This window comes from Senegalia massiliensis (genome assembly GCF_900626135.1).
GTDB lineage: Bacteria > Bacillota > Clostridia > Tissierellales > SIT17 > Anaeromonas > Anaeromonas massiliensis.
The window spans coordinates 453,420-471,119 of sequence record NZ_LR130785.1 but is presented as its reverse complement, the minus strand read 5'-3'; the positions used below and the strand labels follow the sequence as shown (position 1 = coordinate 471,119).

General features: G+C 26.7%; 17 protein-coding genes. 2 read left to right on the top strand and 15 right to left on the bottom strand.

Translation table 11 applies throughout. The features are described 5' to 3' along the window. Positions 1–78: 78 nt before the first annotated feature. The 5 genes from E0D94_RS02330 to glpX form a co-directional block, all read right to left on the bottom strand. Positions 79–918: a sensor histidine kinase gene (locus E0D94_RS02330; RefSeq protein WP_242620468.1), complete on the bottom strand. Its 840-nt coding sequence runs from the start codon at positions 916–918 to the stop codon at positions 79–81. A gap of 83 nt (positions 919–1,001) precedes the next feature. After that, positions 1,002–1,763, bottom strand: coding sequence for an ABC transporter permease (locus E0D94_RS02325; RefSeq protein ID WP_130805692.1), 762 nt, complete (start codon positions 1,761–1,763; stop codon positions 1,002–1,004). A gap of 2 nt (positions 1,764–1,765) precedes the next feature. Next, positions 1,766–2,668 (bottom strand): ABC transporter ATP-binding protein, encoded by a 903-nt coding sequence (locus E0D94_RS02320; RefSeq protein WP_130805691.1) that lies wholly within the window; start codon positions 2,666–2,668, stop codon positions 1,766–1,768. Positions 2,669–2,785: 117 nt separating this feature from the next. Then, complete coding sequence (locus tag E0D94_RS02315) at positions 2,786–3,463, bottom strand: response regulator transcription factor (RefSeq protein WP_130805690.1); 678 nt, start codon at positions 3,461–3,463, stop codon at positions 2,786–2,788. Between the two features lie 289 nt (positions 3,464–3,752). Beyond that, entirely contained in the window at positions 3,753–4,760 is a 1,008-nt protein-coding gene (glpX, locus tag E0D94_RS02310) for a class II fructose-bisphosphatase (RefSeq protein WP_130805689.1), read from the bottom strand. A 142-nt stretch (positions 4,761–4,902) separates the two neighbouring features. On the opposite strand from glpX, the gene E0D94_RS02305 reads away from it, so the two are divergent. Then, positions 4,903–5,694, top strand: a complete 792-nt coding sequence (locus E0D94_RS02305) for a M15 family metallopeptidase (protein WP_130805688.1) — start codon at positions 4,903–4,905, stop codon at positions 5,692–5,694. Positions 5,695–5,704: 10 nt separating this feature from the next. Here the strand turns inward: E0D94_RS02305 and E0D94_RS02300 are convergent, their stop codons facing one another. The 5 genes from E0D94_RS02300 to E0D94_RS02280 are packed head-to-tail and all read right to left on the bottom strand — an operon-like array spanning position 5,705 to position 12,270. Next, positions 5,705–6,994, bottom strand: coding sequence for a hemolysin family protein (locus tag E0D94_RS02300; protein ID WP_130805687.1), 1,290 nt, complete (start codon positions 6,992–6,994; stop codon positions 5,705–5,707). A 56-nt stretch (positions 6,995–7,050) separates the two neighbouring features. Next, on the bottom strand, positions 7,051–8,292 hold the full coding sequence (locus E0D94_RS02295; RefSeq protein ID WP_130805686.1) for a sensor histidine kinase: 1,242 nt from the start codon (positions 8,290–8,292) through the stop codon (positions 7,051–7,053). A 4-nt stretch (positions 8,293–8,296) separates the two neighbouring features. After that, a complete protein-coding gene (locus tag E0D94_RS02290; RefSeq protein WP_130805685.1) occupies positions 8,297–8,986 on the bottom strand; it encodes a response regulator transcription factor in 690 nt (229 codons plus the stop codon). Between the two features lie 58 nt (positions 8,987–9,044). Further along, the gene (locus tag E0D94_RS02285) at positions 9,045–11,573 is read right to left on the bottom strand and encodes an FtsX-like permease family protein (protein ID WP_130805684.1); all 2,529 of its coding nucleotides are present in this window, start codon (positions 11,571–11,573) and stop codon (positions 9,045–9,047) included. A 10-nt stretch (positions 11,574–11,583) separates the two neighbouring features. Then, a complete protein-coding gene (locus E0D94_RS02280; RefSeq protein ID WP_130805683.1) occupies positions 11,584–12,270 on the bottom strand; it encodes an ABC transporter ATP-binding protein in 687 nt (228 codons plus the stop codon). A gap of 202 nt (positions 12,271–12,472) precedes the next feature. Between E0D94_RS02280 and E0D94_RS02275 the strand changes: the two genes are divergently transcribed. Further along, positions 12,473–13,297 (top strand): undecaprenyl-diphosphate phosphatase, encoded by an 825-nt coding sequence (locus E0D94_RS02275; protein ID WP_130805682.1) that lies wholly within the window; start codon positions 12,473–12,475, stop codon positions 13,295–13,297. Between the two features lie 35 nt (positions 13,298–13,332). Here E0D94_RS02275 and E0D94_RS02270 read toward each other — a convergent pair whose 3' ends face one another. The 5 genes from E0D94_RS02270 to cobO all read right to left on the bottom strand — a co-directional run bounded on the left by E0D94_RS02270 (position 13,333) and on the right by cobO (position 17,618). After that, positions 13,333–13,926, bottom strand: coding sequence for a hypothetical protein (locus E0D94_RS02270; RefSeq protein ID WP_130805681.1), 594 nt, complete (start codon positions 13,924–13,926; stop codon positions 13,333–13,335). A gap of 81 nt (positions 13,927–14,007) precedes the next feature. Next, positions 14,008–14,388 (bottom strand): lactoylglutathione lyase, encoded by a 381-nt coding sequence (gloA, locus tag E0D94_RS02265; protein ID WP_130805680.1) that lies wholly within the window; start codon positions 14,386–14,388, stop codon positions 14,008–14,010. 16 nt (positions 14,389–14,404) lie between these two features. Then, positions 14,405–16,402: a thioredoxin domain-containing protein gene (locus tag E0D94_RS02260; protein WP_130805679.1), complete on the bottom strand. Its 1,998-nt coding sequence runs from the start codon at positions 16,400–16,402 to the stop codon at positions 14,405–14,407. A 67-nt stretch (positions 16,403–16,469) separates the two neighbouring features. Further along, a complete protein-coding gene (locus tag E0D94_RS02255) occupies positions 16,470–17,024 on the bottom strand; it encodes a hypothetical protein (RefSeq protein WP_130805678.1) in 555 nt (184 codons plus the stop codon). 78 nt (positions 17,025–17,102) lie between these two features. Continuing rightward, positions 17,103–17,618, bottom strand: a complete 516-nt coding sequence (cobO, locus tag E0D94_RS02250; protein WP_130805677.1) for a cob(I)yrinic acid a,c-diamide adenosyltransferase — start codon at positions 17,616–17,618, stop codon at positions 17,103–17,105. Positions 17,619–17,700: the final 82 nt, after the last annotated feature.

Below are 17,700 nucleotides of genomic sequence, written 5' to 3'. Positions count from 1 at the left end.
CCTTCAAATAATAATAAAACACCAATTGCTGATATTAAATCAAGTTTTTCTTTATTTGCAAGATATTCATATAACCTTTTAAATTTTAGGAAAAAATATAGATATAGAAAGTATACTATTGTTATAGTAAGCATCTATTGTTCCATCAAATTGTTTAGTAATTTCTTTTGCTATTGACAATCCTAATCCTGTTGTCTTTTTATTTCTGGATTGATCTTTTGTATAAAAACGTTCAAAAATATTATCTAAATCGTCTTTTGTCATAGGTTCACTAATATTGGAGAAAGTAAATATATAACCTTTTGATTCTCTAATTTCAAAATAGTATTCACCTTTACCATGTACAACCGCATTAAATAAGACATTTGAAAATATTCTTTTTACTCCTTGCTCATCTCCTATTATTATACAAGGTTCTTCGGGTAAATGAATAATTGGCTCTTGACCTTTACTGTTAAAATCATCATAATACATAGCCAGTGTATCTATCAAAACTTTTTTTGCATCGATGGGTACTTTTTCATAAACAATTTCACCTGATTCAATTCGTACATATTCAAATAATTGTTCCAATAGCAACTTAACCATATTTTGTCGTTCTAATATTATGCTCAAATATTCCTGCTCTTCTTTGTCTAAAATACTTTTCTGTAGAATTTGCACATAACCACCAGCCGTGGTAAGTGGAGTTCGTAAATCATGAGAAATATTGGTTATACTTTGTCTGAAATTCTTATTTAAATTCTTAATATGTATACTAGCTTGTCTCATATCTCTAACTAAATTATTAAGTATATTTACTAAGTTTGTAATATCTTTTTGATCTGCTAAAATTGTTAACAATTTATTGGTATCTTCTATATCCATAATTTCCTCTAATTGTTTAGTAATATTTTTGATATTCATACGATAGTACATATGGTAAAAAATAAATATTATCAAAACAATGAATAATATGAAAGTTGTAACCATCCAAATATTTCCCATCTTAACTCCTTTATTTAAACTACATCTCTTTTTGAAAACAGTAAACTAGATCCTAAAATTGTAACTACACCTATTAATAAAAATACAATAGAACTTTTTACAATATCCTCTGGTTTTGATGTAAAATCAATTATAATTCTACGCATATTTGCAAGACTATATTTTGTGAATATATCATTTTCTGTTAATAAAGTCATAAATTGCACTATTATATTTCCACTTATAACAAATAACATAGAGATTGCAACTGTAATACCTCCATTTTTAAATAGATATGAGAAAACAGTTCCAATTCCCGCCATACCCCAAAACATACAAATTAATCCAATATTCATTAGTATAAATGAAGATATATCAACTTCTCCTAATTGTGATAATAATGTATTTGTTAATAAGTTTAAAATTCCAAACCCTAATAAAATTATTGTAATAACTGAAGTTATAGCAATATTCTGACCAAGTACTAATTTCCATCTAGTTATTCCATGACTTGCCTTTTGTTTTATATTACCATTGGAATATTCTGCTGTAATCAGACAAGACACAAATATAAGGATTATATAAAAAATAAGATCTCCACCATATGATCCCTGATAACTAGTAATTCCTGTTCCTGACATCTGTGCTTTTATCTCAGAAGAAAAAGAAGTTAAGTTTTGTACATATATAGTTGATACAGAGGCTATAACATTCATTACTAATAATATTATTGAAATAACATAAAAAATCTTACTTCTAAATATTCTATAAAACTCACTCGTAATTATATTCATCATTATTAATTGCCTCCCATCATCTTTACGAAATATGATTCTACATCATTTCCTTCTAAAGTAAGACTAGATACAAGAACATCATTTCTAACCAATTCCTTATTAATCTTTTCTGGTATATCTAATAAATCATAAATACAAATTTTACCTTGATCAAACACTTTATACTCAATACTTTTAATATTATTTTCTATAATGTAAGCTGCTTTTTCTGAATCATCAACTACTAAGGAAAGATACTTTTTACAACGATTTTCTAATTCCACTGCTGCAAATTCATCAACCAATATTCCTTCTTTAATGATGCCATACTTTGTTGCAACCTTAGCAAGCTCTCCTAAAATATGTGAGGAAATCAAAACAGTAACCTCATTTTCATAATTAAGTTTTAGTATTAATTCTCTAATTTCTTTTATACCAGAAGGATCTAATCCATTAGTAGGCTCATCTAGGATAAGAAAATCCGGATTACCTAATAGTGAAATTGCAATTGATAGACGTTGCTTCATGCCAAGTGAAAAATTCTTAGTTTTCTTTTTCCCTGTATTTTGTAAACCTACTAAATCAAGAACATAATCAATATTTTGATAGCTTGAAATACCAAGTAGTTTATTATAATAAATCAAATTTTGTCTAGCTGTCATTCCAGGATAAAGTGCTGGCTGCTCAATAACACACCCTACTCTTTTTCTACCTTTTTCTAAATTGTTACTTTCGAAAAGCTGAATTTTTCCTTGGTTTGGAAAAATCAATCCACATATCATCTTCATAATTGTGGTTTTCCCTGCACCATTCTCACCTATCAAGCCGTAAATATCACCCTTTACTACATTCAAACTGACTTTGTTTACAGCTATTTGTTTATCGTATTTTTTACTTAAATAATTCGTTTGCAATACCATACTCATATATTTTTTCCTCCTACTTTCTATAATTGAATTCTTATTCTTTTCTACACATTAATCATAAATAAAAAATATCAAAATAGAATTTAGAATTTATCAAGAAAGTATAAAGTTTATAAATTAGTTATCTTGCATTTTATATCCTATGCCCCATACCGTTTTTATATATGCTTCTCCATGCTTTAATTTATTACGCAGATTACTAACATGTACAGTAACTGCTCTTTCATCCATAATATATTCTTCAGCCCAAACACTTTCAAATATATTTTGTTTGGTAAATACTTTCTTAGGATTACTAATTAATAATTCTAATATATCATATTCTTTTACAGTAAGTTCTATAGGTTCATCATTAATAGTTACAATGTGATTTTCACTATCTAAAACTAGGTCTTTAAATTTGAATATCTCAGTTTTCTCTATTTTAAAACCTTTGTTCGTTCTTCTTAGTACTGCACCTACCCTCACAATTAATTCTTCATTATTAAATGGCTTTGTTATATAATCATCCGCCCCCTCTCTAATCAATTCAAGTTTAGTATTTAAATCATCTTTTGCTGATACACATATAATAGGAATTTGAGAATATTCATTAATTTTTGTTATGACCTCTTCACCACTTAATCCTGGTAACATTAGGTCTAGTAAAATTAAATCAAAAGTTTTTATTTCTAATAATAATAGTGCCTCTGTTCCAGAAAATGCAGTTTCTACTTCATATTGATTTTTTCTTAATAAGGTTTGAACCATTTTATTAATTTCTTGGTCATCCTCAACGAGCAATATCTTTTTCATTTTTCTCCTCATTCCATTTGAAATATAAATAACCTCAGTCAATTTTACTTTTTAATCTATTTCAGAGTTGTATATTTGTCAATGCTATATTTATAAATATATCTATTTCTATACAATTTAGTGCTATTTCAAACCATTGACTACATCCTCTGTTTTTTCTCCTAAGTGAACTGCAACACCTCCAGCATAATAATAGAGGTATAATTTATTTTTAATACTTAAATTATATCATAATCCAAACACTATAAAAAAATAGATATAGGATAATTATTATCCTATATCTATTACATTAAGCTTCTCCATGTTTATTCATAAGATTTATAAGAATATCATTTTTATCCAACTTATGAATAGCTTCTACAAAACGTATAGTTCCTGTTTTTGATCTCATTACTACAGAATGTGTAGTTGCTACATTGTTACCTTTATATACTACACCTTTAAGTAAATCTCCATCGCTTATTCCTGTTGCAGAAAAGAATGCTTCATCACCTTTCACTAAATCATCTAGTGAAAGTATTTTATTTATATCTTCATCTGTTAAATTTAAATCTCTACATCTTTGTAATTCTTCATCCGATCTTACATTTAGTCTTCCTACCATATCTCCACCCATGGACTTTATAGCTGCTGCTGTTATAACTCCTTCTGGTGCACCACCTATCCCCATAAGTATATCTATTCCAGTATCATCAAACCCTGTAGCAAGTGCAGCTGCTACGTCACCTTCTCCAAATAATTTTATTCTTGCACCTATTTTTCTAATTTCTCTAATTAAATCAAAATGTCTAGGTCTATCTTGTATTGTAACTGTTAAGTCTGAAATTTCCTTATTTAATGCTTTTGCAACAGCAGTTAAATTTTCTTCTACTGATGCATCTAATTTAATTTTTCCTTTAGCTTTAGGTCCTACTACTATTTTTTCCATATAAGTATCTGGTGCATGTAATAAACATCCTTTTGGAGCCATTGCTATTACTGCTATGGCATTTGGAAGACCCTTTGCAACTAAAGTTGTACCATCTAATGGATCTACTGCTATATCTACTTCTATAGATTCATCAGTTCCTGCCCCTATTTCCTCACCAATAAAAAGCATAGGTGCTTTATCCTTTTCTCCTTCTCCTATAACTACAGTTCCTTTTACTTCTGCTAAATTAAAAGCACTCCTCATTCCATCTACTGCTGCTCCATCTGCTCCTATTTTATCGCCTCTCCCCATATATTTTGCTGCAGCAAGTGAAGCTATTTCTGTAACCCTAACTAATGAAAGTGCTAAGTTCCTATCTAATTTCATATTTTCCACCTCTTTTTTTATTCTCTTCTTTTTTATCACTATAAAGTAAAATAGTCAATACGTTTCTTGCATTTATTTAATTGTTTTTGTTACTTTATTTAATCACTTTTGTTATACTATAATAGGTAAGGAGGTTCAGAAAATGAAAAAATTTATAATCTTATTATTAACATTTATTTTATCTATATCTATTATTGGTTGTGAAAATACAGAAAACAATGATGAAACTAAAACTCAGCAAAAAAATAATGAAAAAGAAGATAATAAAAATAATAAACAAAGTCAAGAAAACGAAAAAGAAGAATCATATTTAGAAGAAACTACAACTACAAATGCTAGTGGTGAACAAGTTGTGACTAACCCAAATGATATACTAGTTCTAACAAATAAAGATAGAAATTTACCTAAAGACTATGAACCTGAAGATCTAGTTGCCCCTGATATCCCATTTGTATTCAAGGATAGTCCTGTAAGATTTATGAGACAAATAGCAGCTGAAAATTTAGAAGAATTATTCAAAGTAGGAAGTGAATCAGGTTTTAAGTTCTATGGCAGATCTGGGTATAGATCTTATGATATTCAAACATCTTTATTTAATCAATATGTAGAAGCAAATGGGATAGAAGAAGCAAATAAGTTTAGTGCAAAACCTGGACAAAGCGAACACCAAACTGGACTTGCCATGGATGTTACATCTGAAGTTGTTAATAACCAACTTACACAATCATTTGGTGAAACAGCTGATGGTAAATGGTTAGCTTCAAATGCTCATAAATTTGGATTCATTATAAGATTTCCTAAAGGAAAGGAAGATATAACTGGTTACCAGTATGAACCTTGGCATTTAAGATATGTTGGTAAAGATGTTTCAAAAGAAATATATGATTTAAATATAACATTAGAAGAATATTTTAAGGACTACTTTGAAAAGTAGTCCTTAAAATTTACTTTGTTATTGTCATTTTTACAACTTTTATTCTCTTGCCTTTTATTTTTTCTACTTTAAATATTATATTATTATAGTTAATCATAGGATAATCATCTTTATCTGGTATATCATCAAGTAAACTAAGTACAAATCCACCTATAGTATCTGGACCATCTAAAGGTAAATCTAACTCTAACTCTTCATTTACTTTTTTTATACTTTCAAGTCCATCAACTAAATATACACCTTCTTCTAAATATTTTATAGAGTGTATTTCTTGTTCAAATTCATCAAATATCTCTCCTACTATTTCTTCTAATATATCCTCAAGAGTTACAATTCCTGAAATTGAACCATATTCATCTATTATTATAGCCATATGATTTTGATTTATTTTTAATTCTTTATATAATGTATCTATCTTTTTAGTTTCTGGTACAAAATAAGGCTTTCTAAGTATATTTTTTATGTCTATTTCCTGTTTGTTTGTTCGTTCCATTTCATAGAATAAATCTTTTATATAAAGTATACCGATTATATCATCATTTTCATCTTTTACAGGTATTCGAGAAAAACCACTTTTTATTATTCGATCCATAATATCTTTAATATCTGTTTCTATATTGATTGAAAATATTTTATTTTTAGCGGTTTTAATATCTTTTACAAGTTTATCATCAAACTCAAATATCCGTTCAAGCATTTCTGTTTCTGTAGGATTTAATACTCCATGTCTTCTACCTTTTCTTATTGTATTTCTTATTTCTTCTTCTGTTATCTTTTCTTCTGCTCCTTCTGTATTAGTGCCTAATAACTTTGCTACAATATCTGTGGTTTTCGTAAGTATAAATACTACTGGTTTCATAATTTTAGATAATAAATTTATTGGTGTTACTGAAAAGAATGCTGTGCGTTCTGTATTTGCAAGGGCTATTCTTTTTGGTACTAATTCTCCAAATACTAAAGTAATAAATGATAATATTATTGTTCCTATTACTATTGCAATTTGATCACTAAAATCAGCTATTATAGGTAATCCTGTAGCTTCTAATATTTCACCAAAAGGTTTTGAAATTGTTACTGCAGCAGATGCACTAGCTAAAAAGCCAGCAAGTGTTATACCTACTTGTATTGTAGCTAAAAACCTACTAGGATTTTCAGTTATTTTTAAAAGACTTTGCACCTTTTTATTATTGTTATATTTTTTAGATTCATATTTTTCTCTTTCTATTGAAACAAGAGCAAATTCAGCTGCTGCAAAAAATCCATTTAACAATATAAGTATTAGTATCAAAATAAAATCCATCTTTTTTCCTCCCTAAAGCATACTATAAATAATATACCCTAAATAGGAAAAATAAATTAATGCTTTAAAAATGTAATCATAAAACAAGTACCTTCTCCCTTTGTACTTTCAACTTCTATTATTCCATTATGACTCTCAATTATTGATTTAGAGAGTGCAAGTCCTATCCCTACTGAATCACTATTCTTGGAATCTTTAGATTTATAGAATCTCTTGAAAATATGAGGCAAATCTTTTTTATCTATTCCTTCACCATAATCTTGTATTTCTATTCTCTTATAAATAGGATTTTCAAATGTATATATATTTATATCATTTCCAATTTCACTATGATCTATTGCATTCACTATTAAATTTATAATAGCTTCTTTTAGCCAATAGAAATCATGATCTAAAAAAATCTCATTTGTAGAATCAAAATTTATTTTTATTTTTTTTGCTTTTATTTTTTCATTTAATGATTCTACTCCTACTTTTATAGTATAATTTACATTTAATTTTTCCTTATCAAATTTTATGGCTTGTACGTCAAGTCTTGCAAGTTTCAATAAACTCTTTACTAACCATTCTATACGTTCTAATTGTTTTTTATTATTTTCTAAAAATACTAATTGCTTTTCTCTTGGAAGTTCTTTTTCTGTAAGTATGTCATTATATACTATCATTGAAGAAAGTGGAGTTTTCAGTTGATGAGATATATCAGATAATAAATCTACTAAAAAGTTTTTCTCTTTATCTAATTTTTCTAAATTCCCCTTTATAATTCCTACCATAGAATTAAATGATGATATGAGCTTTGGAAAATCACCTTCTTTATCCTTTTCTTCAAATAGCTTAAATTCTCCTTTTACTATATCTTTTGCTCTATTAGATATTTTTCTAATCTTTCTATAAAAATATCTATGTTCTATAAAATTAAGTATAAATAATACTAATAAAAGTAATATAAAAATCAATATAAACAACATATTATTCGTCATATAAGTTTCATTAATATTAGGAAAAAGTGAGTTTTCTAAGTCTTCGGTTAAACCATATTCCTTTAGAATAACCCTTGTCCTTTTACTTTGTTTTATATCCTCTTCTCCTGTTATACTAGGTATTATATCCTTTGCAAGCTCAGGATCAATATCATTAACTATCACAAGTACATTTCCAAAACTATCAATATAATCTTTTTTTAAGTTATTATAATGTATATTTAAAATTGAAAATGATATAACTGCAAATAAAACTATAACAGTCAAAAGTATTATAAAACTATTTTTCATTCTAGAATTTATGAAATAACTATCCATATCTCTACTCCTTTATAACTTCTTTTTCCCAAATATAACCTAGCCCTCTTTTGGTAATTATATATTCAGGGTTTTTATGGTCATCTTCTATTTTTTCTCTAAGTCTTTTTATATACACAGATAATGTGTTTTCATCAAAGAAAGCTTCTTCATTTTCTGTTAGATAAGATAAAATTTCTTCTCTCTTTGATGATTTTTGAGGATGATTAATGAAAAATAATAATAATTTATATTCAAGTGCTGTAAGTTTAATTTCACTACTTTTCTTTTCTACTTTTACCTTAGATATATTTATTGTTAAATCACCTGATTTATATATATCTATATCATCTTTCTTAGTTCTGCGAAGTATGGCTCTGATGCGAGAAGTCAATTCTCCTACTCTAAAAGGTTTTGTAATATAATCATCTCCTCCAATATCAAGTCCTAGAACTATATTTACCTCTTCATCAAGTGCTGTTAAAAATATTATAGGTACATCACTTCCACTTCTTATATCTTTACACAAATCATATCCACTTCCATCTGGTAAATTAATATCTAAAAGTATTAAATCTATCTTTTCTTCTTCATATATTTTCTTACTTTCTTTTATGGTACTTGTATTAAACACTTCGTATCCATTTTCTTTTAAGCTAAATTCTATTCCCATAGCAAGTGCTTTATCATCTTCTACTAAAAGTATATTTATCATCTTATCACCTCTTTATTACTTTATATTATAACAAAAAGAGATGATATTTATCATCTCTTTAATAGTCACCTTTTATTGTTTCAATTAAATTATCACGCTTTATTTTAGATAATGGATATTGTACAGAAAGAAATCCTATTACTACAATGGCAATTGTTGCTATGCCTATAGTATTCCATGGTATATTCCAGAATTGCATTTCCCTTACACTTCCCATTCCTCTATACATGACAAATGAAAGAATCGAGCCTATTATAGAACCATATATTAAACCCATTACTCCATATAATATTCCTTCTAAAACCACCATTTTTTTAAGTCCTTTATGAGTAAGCCCAATAGATCTAAGTGTTGCAAATTCTCTCTTTCTTAAAAGAATATTTGTTGTAAGTGTATTTATTATATTTACACTACCTATAAGTGAAACCACTACTACAAAACCATATAAGAGTATTTTTACTATTAAATTAGATGCTTTTGATTGTCTATTATTTTCTATATGATTTATAACTCTTAAGTTTGGATCATCATTTATTATTTTTTCTAACTCTGTAACTACTGATTTTTCGCTTGTTTCATCATTTAATACAATATTTAAATTTATAGGTTTTATAGAATCTTTATCTAATAAATCTTCTGCTACCTCTTTCGATGTTATTATTTTTAATCCTCCTTCACCACCACTACCTCTAAATCTAAATATATTTTCTTTTGCAACAGCCATTACTTTTAGCTCTTTATCTATGCTTTCTAATTTTTCCTCATCTTCTAATGAATATTTTCTATTTAATACTTTTAATTTATCGCCAGATTCTATATCTGCTATAGGTCCATAATATGAATTTTCTGTTTCATAATTATAAATTCTATTATCTGCTATAAATATTACTCCATTTTTATCGTTTATCTCTTCTATATCTATATCTCCTGATTTTAAATATTTCTTTGATACTTCTAATGCATTTTCATCGTATATATTTATATTACCATCTATTTTAATTTTCTGGTGGTTTTCAGATTCATTATAAATCTTTTCTCCACCCACTTTTGCAATTCCTTCACTTATTTCTTTAACTTTACCAATTTGACTATCCTTGTCTATTTCAAATTCAAAAGCATAGTCATTATATGCTTCATATACTGTTTTTACCGAAGGCATATTTTTTATTTCTTTTATTATATCCTCTCCTATAGATTCTCCATTATCAAACCCTGCTGTATCTCTAACTATAGAGAAATGAACATTATCGGATTCTGTAGGATTATCCGTTACTGTATCTGCCATATCTACAAATGACGAAAAAGATATAAATAATACTACTGATATTACTATTGAAAATACTGTTACTCTATATCTCTTTTTATTTCTCTTAATATTTTTATATGCAAGTTCTCCTTCAAAGCCTAATATACCTTTAAATAATTTACTTAATATACCTCTTTTTCTTTTAATTTTTTCTTTTTTAATAGATTTTCTATTACTTATAGCAAGTAAAGGTGATATACGTCCAGCAAATATAGCTGGTAACAATGCTGATACATATATAGATACTATACCAATAACACCACTAATTATTAAAACCATTGGTGAAATAGAAAGCTTTATGAAATCTAAGTTTTCCCCACCTATGAATTTAAAAACTAAATCTATACAGTATATTGCTATTACTCCAAATAAAAGTCCTATAGGAACACCTATTGATGATAGTAATGTAGCTTCCCTAACTATTATTTTCCTTATTTGCTTGGGAGTTGTTCCTACTGCACGAAGTAAACCAAATTCCTTTATTCTTTCTACTACAGATATTTGAAATGAATTATATATTACTGCTATAGTTGATATTACTACTATACCTATAATTACAGATAATACCATATATAACCCTACCAAATCATTTACATCTCCTGCTCCCTGTAATGAAAGCAGATAATTATTTTTAACTACTGTCATTGGTGCAACATCACTTAATTCGTCTACTGCCTTTTTTAAATTTGCTTTTTCACTAATTTCTACTAATAAAACTTTGTTACTTTGATTTGATACATTTCCCTTTGTTAATATTGAACTATTTAAATTCATTTGATTAGATACACTATCTTCTAAAATTCCAACTAACCTATAGCTTTCTCCATTTATATCAATAATACCACCAATATCAGCATCAGGCTCTATATACTTAAGTAACCATCCTTCTAAAGCTACTTCATTTTCTTTTTCTGGATAACTACCCTTTTCAATTTTAGCAGGTAGTAGTTCTAATGCTTCATCTGTAGCTAATAATTTCATAACATTTATTTTTTCATCTATCATAAACTCTGACTCTATTGTATATAAGCCACTTTTACCTACTTTAGGATTGTTTTGTATTTTGTCTATATCTTCATTATCAGGATTTTCATATTGTAAATGAGCTGATCCATAAAGATTTTTTGCAGCTTCAACTTGAGATTCTTGTAACCCTTTAAAAAATAATCCTATAGATGAAATTAATGAAACAGAGAGTATTATCCCAACTATTGTAAGTATTGCTCTTTTTTTATTACTCTTTAAATATCTTTTTGTAATTCCTTTATAATTTGTAATCATTTCATCACCTCTATTCTACTTTCAAATATTCATCTGATACTATATCTCCATCTTTAAGTGTTATAACTCTGTCTGCCATTTGTGCAATATTCAATTCATGTGTTATAAGTATCAATGTTTGATTATATTTTTTTGCAGTAAATTTTAACAATTCTATTACTTCTTTTGATGTAACACTATCTAAATTTCCTGTAGGTTCATCTGCAAGTATTATTGAAGGTTTATTAAATAATGCTCTCCCTATAGCTACTCTTTGTTGTTGCCCTCCTGATAGTTCTGATGGAAGATGATTTCTTCTATCTTTCATTCCAAGCAAAGAAATTAATTCATCTAAATAATCTCTACTTACTTTTTCATTATCTAATAATTCAGGAAGTGCAATATTTTCCTCTACATTTAATATAGGTATTAGATTAAAGAATTGAAATATAAAGCCTACTTTTCTTCTTCTAAATATAGCTAATTTTTCTTCTTTATAATTGTAAATATCTTCTCCATCAATTATTACTTTCCCACTAGTAGGTCTATCTAGTCCTCCTAATAAATGTAATAAGGTAGATTTACCTGAACCTGAAGCACCAACTATGGATACAAATTCTCCTTTATTTATAGATAAATCAATATCTTTTAAAGCTTCCACTTTTGTATCTCCTGTAATATATGTCTTATTTAATTTTTCTACTTTTAATATCTCCATTAAATTTTCCTCACTTTCTTTTATCTTTATAAATCTATTATACTTTTAGTTTAAACTTTAAACCATAACTCCTAACTTACAATAATGCTTTTTATCTTACAGTTTTGTAAGTTAAGAAAATATTTAAACTTTTATTCTTGCAATAAATAGAAAAGAATATTAATATATAAGAAGTAATACATAAATTATAGGGGTGAAAAAAATGTTTTTAATAGAATTATTTAAAACTTTAATTCTTGGGATAGTTGAGGGAATTACTGAATGGCTTCCTGTAAGTAGTACAGGTCATATGATTTTAGTTGAAGAATTTATAAAATTAAATTACTCTGATGCATTTAAAGAAATGTTCTTTGTAGTAATACAATTAGGTGCTATTATGGCTGTAGTAATTTTATTTTTCCATAAATTAAATCCTTTTTCTCCTAAAAAGACTAAGAAAGAAAAAATGGATACAATGTCAATATGGTTTAAAGTAGTAGTGGGAGTTCTTCCTGCAGCAGTTCTTGGACTTCTTTTTGATGATTGGTTAAACGAACATTTATATAATTATCAAACTGTAGCTATAATGCTAATATTCTATGGTATATTATTTATAATAGTTGAAAATATGAATAAAGGAAGAACAGGTAAAATTAGAAGTTTCAATGACTTAAGTTATTTAACTGCATTTCTAATAGGAATGTTTCAAGTTTTAGCACTTATTCCAGGTACATCTCGTTCAGGTGCTACTATTATAGGTGCAATTATACTTGGTACATCTAGATATATTGCTGCTGAATACTCATTCTTTTTATCTATTCCAGTAATGTTTGGAGCAAGTGCATTAAAACTAGTTAAATTTGGCTTTGATTTTTCAATGGAAGAATTTATAATACTTATATTTGGTATGGTTGTAGCATTCATTGTTTCAATTATATCTATTAAATTCTTACTTTCATATATTAAAAATAATGACTTCAAAGCATTTGGTTGGTATAGAATAGTACTTGGAATTCTTGTAATTGGATATTTCGTATTTTTTGGATAAATAAAAGCAAGCTCAAAATTGAGCTTGCTTTTTATTTATGATACTTTCATTCCTATTTTATTTTTTATATAATTAAACGTCATACTTTTAATACTATGTGCTGGATACATTTCCTTTAAATTTCCTTCATACACTATTTCACTTTCTATATCTAATAAATTTTCAGGTCTTACTAAATTCCTAGATATATTTAAATCAACAATATAACTTTCATTTAATATGTAATATACAAATTCTGAACATAAAAATCTGTCTTCTGATAAAATTTCTTTGTTTAAAAGCATATATAAGAGTCCTTTATAATTATATTTATATACTTCACTATTATATGTAAATTGATGTAATAATTTTATTGCATCTTCATATTGTTCCTTTGTTACTTCTATTTCCATTACTCTACCTGGTAATTCTCTATGAAATTTATAAATTCCTTTATCAAATTTTTCATGTTTAAATACTCCTATAAATGGATTATATGCCTTTTTTCTACTAAAACTATACATGTTGTTTAAATCTTTATCTAGCGAAATTGAAGCATGAGTATAATTATCATTTTTAAATAGTTTTATTAATTTTGAAATAGCTGTATGAGGACTTGTAAGGACTACATATAAATAATATTTTTGCATAATTTGTGCTCCTTTAACTTTATTTCTTATATAATTATACACCATAATTTATATGCAATCCATTACAACTTTATATCATTATTATGCTCTTATTACTTCTACATCATATCCATCTGGATCTGTTACAAAATAATATTTTGGCTTACTTCCTGGAAGTCCCATAAGATCTGTTACTTTGTAACCCATATCTTTATGTCTTTCTCTAGAAGATTCTAAATCAGATACAGATACTGCTATATGTGCAAAACCATTTCCTATTTCATATGGCTTATCTGGATTATAATTATAAGTTAACTCTATCTCATAATTACCTGTTGAATCTGTTAAAAATACTAAGGTAAATTCATATTCAGGAAAATCCTTTCTCCCAGTTTCTTTAAACCCTAAAGCTTCTTTGTAAAATTTTAATGACTTATCTAAATTCATAACTCTTAAACAAGTGTGTAACATTTTGTAATCCATTTACTTTTATCCTCCTTTATTTTAATGCCTTTTTAAAGTCTTCTAAATTATTTATAGGCATATTACAACTATAATTTTCACAAATATAAACAGTTGTTTTATTATCTTTAAGATCTCTTTTACCTTTAACTACTGTAGTAAAAGGTAAATATATACTATTTATCTCTTTAATTATATCATGAAATAAATCATCTTCTTTTTCATAAGCTATGACTATATTTTTACCATTTTTTATATACTCCATATAACTAAGCAAAAAGAATGAATGAGCATGTGGCATATTTTTTATAGTACTACTAAATGACTTTAACATTTGAGTGTATTTTTCTTTATAGGACTCATCTTCTAACATTTTAGATAATTTTATTATATTAAAAGCAGCTACTGAATTGCCTGAAGGTATTGCTCCATCATATATTTCTTTTGGTCTTAATACTAATTCTTCTGCATCATGACCATTTATGAAGAATCCTCCATTTTCATTATCCCAAAATAATCTAAAAGTATCATTCATTAATTTTTTTGCTCTTTCTAAATAAATATCATCAAATGTAGCCTCATAAATTTCAATCAATCCCCAAGTTAAGAATGTATAATCTTCTAAATATCCTTTATACCTTGCTTCTCCATCACGATATCTTGCAAGTAATCTTCCATTTTCATCAAATAAATTTTCATATATGAATTCTATACTTTCTTTCGCTCGGTTTATAAATAGAGGTTTATTTAATATTCTACCACCATATGCAAATGCTGCTATCATAAGTCCATTCCAGGAAGTAAGTATCTTATCATCTTTGTGAGGTTTTATTCTATTTTCCCTTGTATAAAATAGCATATCAGCATATGCGTGTACTCGGTTTATTAAATCAGGAGATTTTTTTATAAAATTTAAATCATGTTTTATGAGATTTGGTATATTTTTGCCTTCAAAATTTCCTGTGGCTGTTATATCAAAATAATTACAAACTACCTCACCTGCTTCATCTCCTAAAATATCTTTTATTTCATCTTTAGTCCAAACATAAAACTTACCTTCTACACCTTCACTATCTGCATCTTCTGCTGAATAAAACCCTCCTTTATCTGAAGTCATATCACGAATTATATAAGTAAATATTTTTTCTGCTACTTCTTTATACAATTCCTCACCTGTTACCTGATAACCTTCTAAATAGCAGTAAGCTAAAAGTGCATTATCATATAGCATCTTTTCAAAATGAGGAACTAACCATTTTTCATCTACTGAATATCTAGAAAATCCAAATCCTATGTGGTCAAATATCCCACCTTTATACATTCCATCTAATGTTTTTTCTATCATTTCTAATGCTTTTTCATCATTACTTTCTTTATAAAAACGTATTAAAAATATTAAATTATGAGGCATAGGAAATTTAGGTCTAGTTCCAAAACCTCCATATTTAGGATCAAAGTCTTCCTTTCTCTCATTAAATACATCCTCTAAAACTTCTTTACCCAGTTCTTCATTACTTGAACTTTGAATATTATTTAATTTTTGTATTATATCTTCACTATTTTCTACTATGTCCTCTCTTTTTTCTTTCCATGCTTTATTTATATTATATAATATATCCATAAGTCCTACTCTGTCTAATATAGAACGTTTTGGAAAATAAGTCCCTGCATAAATTGGCTTTTTATCAGGTGTTAAAAATACATTCATAGGCCAACCACCCTGACCTGTCATTGCTTGTGTTATTGTCATATAAATATTATCTAAGTCTGGTCTTTCTTCTCTATCTACTTTTATAGGTACAAAGTACTCATTTAAAAGCTCAGCTACTTCTTCATCTTCAAAACTTTCTCTTCCCATTACATGACACCAATGACATGTGCTATAACCTATTGATAAAAATATAGGCTTATCTTCCATTTTAGCCTTTTCAAATGCTTCTTCACCCCATGGATACCAATCCACAGGGTTATAAGCATGTTGTAAAAGATATGGGCTTTTTTCATCTATTAATCTATTTGTATTCTTTTCATTCAAATTATCACGTCCTATTTTATATTCTAATGATATTATTACCCAATAAAATAGTTTTATATTGATTAATTTACTGTACAATCATTCTATTGATTAACATTTGTGAAAATTCACGTGATAATATTCTAATTTGACTATCTACTTTAATTTTAAATTGTTCATCATTTATATTTTCATTAATTAATTTATTATTAATAATAAATTTTTCATCCCAATCTAATTGTGATATTTCCTTATTCTTATCTGGTTGTTTTTCTATAGAATTAGTAAAAAATACTCCTCCTATATTATAAAATTGTTCTTTACCTAATTTTATAATATTTTGTATATCATCTTTATTTAGATGTGACGATAGTATACATATATCTGATGGAATAAATATACTTTCAAAGTAATCTTCTACTGTATCTATGTCACTATTTTTCTTTTCCTGATAACTTCTATTTCCTAAAAATAATTTTATTGAATTTTTTAATGCATATGGATGATTAATTTTGTATTCTTTTCCATAATATAATCTAGAATCCCTATTTTCATCACATAATATTTTAAGTAGTTCTTTTTGAAATGTAGTTTTTCCTGTATTATTATCTCCAATTAATATATAAATCCATTTAGATATCATCTAATCTCTCCTTATTTAAATTATGGCATTTATATATACTATTCAAAAACTACTCTCTATATTTAATATTTTTTTAATTTAGCTCTCTATACCTTTTCTAGCCTTCACACCATTATTATAGTAATGTTTTATTTCCTTCATTTCTGTTACCAAATCTGCTATTTCTATTAATTTATCTGGTGCATATCTACCTGTTATAACTAATTCTATATTTTTATTTTTATTTTCAATCATTTCTAAGACTTTTTCTAAACTAAATAATTTATAATATAGGGCAATAGTCAATTCATCTAATACTACTAAATCATAATCATCTTTTTCAAGAGTTTCTCTACATTTTTCTAGTCCAACTTTAGCACATTCTATATCTTCTTTTTCTGGCTCTTTATCTATAAAACAAGTTCTACCAAATTGCTCTATTTCAAAATTAGGTAAATATTCTACTGATTTTGTTTCACTATATTTCATACCTTTTACAAACTGACCAAAGAATACTTTTTTTCCTGCACATACTGCTCTTAAAGATAGTCCTAACGCTGCTGTTGTCTTACCTTTACCATTTCCAGTATAAATGTGTATATATCCTTTATCCATTTTAACACTCCTATATATTTTTATTGTTAGTTTATATATTCTATAAAAAAAACAATATATCCTTTAATTAAAATAAAAAATA

Excerpts from the sequence above, each read along its gene's own strand:
- E0D94_RS02330 (WP_242620468.1), bottom strand. The coding sequence starts at position 918 with ATGTACTATCGTATGAATATCAAAAATATTACTAAACAATTAGAGGAA.
- E0D94_RS02325 (WP_130805692.1), bottom strand. The coding sequence starts at position 1,763 with ATGATGAATATAATTACGAGTGAGTTTTATAGAATATTTAGAAGTAAG.
- E0D94_RS02320 (WP_130805691.1), bottom strand. The coding sequence starts at position 2,668 with ATGAGTATGGTATTGCAAACGAATTATTTAAGTAAAAAATACGATAAA.
- E0D94_RS02315 (WP_130805690.1), bottom strand. The coding sequence starts at position 3,463 with ATGAAAAAGATATTGCTCGTTGAGGATGACCAAGAAATTAATAAAATG.
- glpX (WP_130805689.1), bottom strand. The coding sequence starts at position 4,760 with ATGAAATTAGATAGGAACTTAGCACTTTCATTAGTTAGGGTTACAGAA.
- E0D94_RS02305 (WP_130805688.1), top strand. The coding sequence starts at position 4,903 with ATGAAAAAATTTATAATCTTATTATTAACATTTATTTTATCTATATCT.
- E0D94_RS02300 (WP_130805687.1), bottom strand. The coding sequence starts at position 6,994 with ATGGATTTTATTTTGATACTAATACTTATATTGTTAAATGGATTTTTT.
- E0D94_RS02295 (WP_130805686.1), bottom strand. The coding sequence starts at position 8,292 with ATGGATAGTTATTTCATAAATTCTAGAATGAAAAATAGTTTTATAATA.
- E0D94_RS02290 (WP_130805685.1), bottom strand. The coding sequence starts at position 8,986 with ATGATAAATATACTTTTAGTAGAAGATGATAAAGCACTTGCTATGGGA.
- E0D94_RS02285 (WP_130805684.1), bottom strand. The coding sequence starts at position 11,573 with ATGATTACAAATTATAAAGGAATTACAAAAAGATATTTAAAGAGTAAT.
- E0D94_RS02280 (WP_130805683.1), bottom strand. The coding sequence starts at position 12,270 with ATGGAGATATTAAAAGTAGAAAAATTAAATAAGACATATATTACAGGA.
- E0D94_RS02275 (WP_130805682.1), top strand. The coding sequence starts at position 12,473 with ATGTTTTTAATAGAATTATTTAAAACTTTAATTCTTGGGATAGTTGAG.
- E0D94_RS02270 (WP_130805681.1), bottom strand. The coding sequence starts at position 13,926 with ATGCAAAAATATTATTTATATGTAGTCCTTACAAGTCCTCATACAGCT.
- gloA (WP_130805680.1), bottom strand. The coding sequence starts at position 14,388 with ATGGATTACAAAATGTTACACACTTGTTTAAGAGTTATGAATTTAGAT.
- E0D94_RS02255 (WP_130805678.1), bottom strand. The coding sequence starts at position 17,024 with ATGATATCTAAATGGATTTATATATTAATTGGAGATAATAATACAGGA.
- cobO (WP_130805677.1), bottom strand. The coding sequence starts at position 17,618 with ATGGATAAAGGATATATACACATTTATACTGGAAATGGTAAAGGTAAG.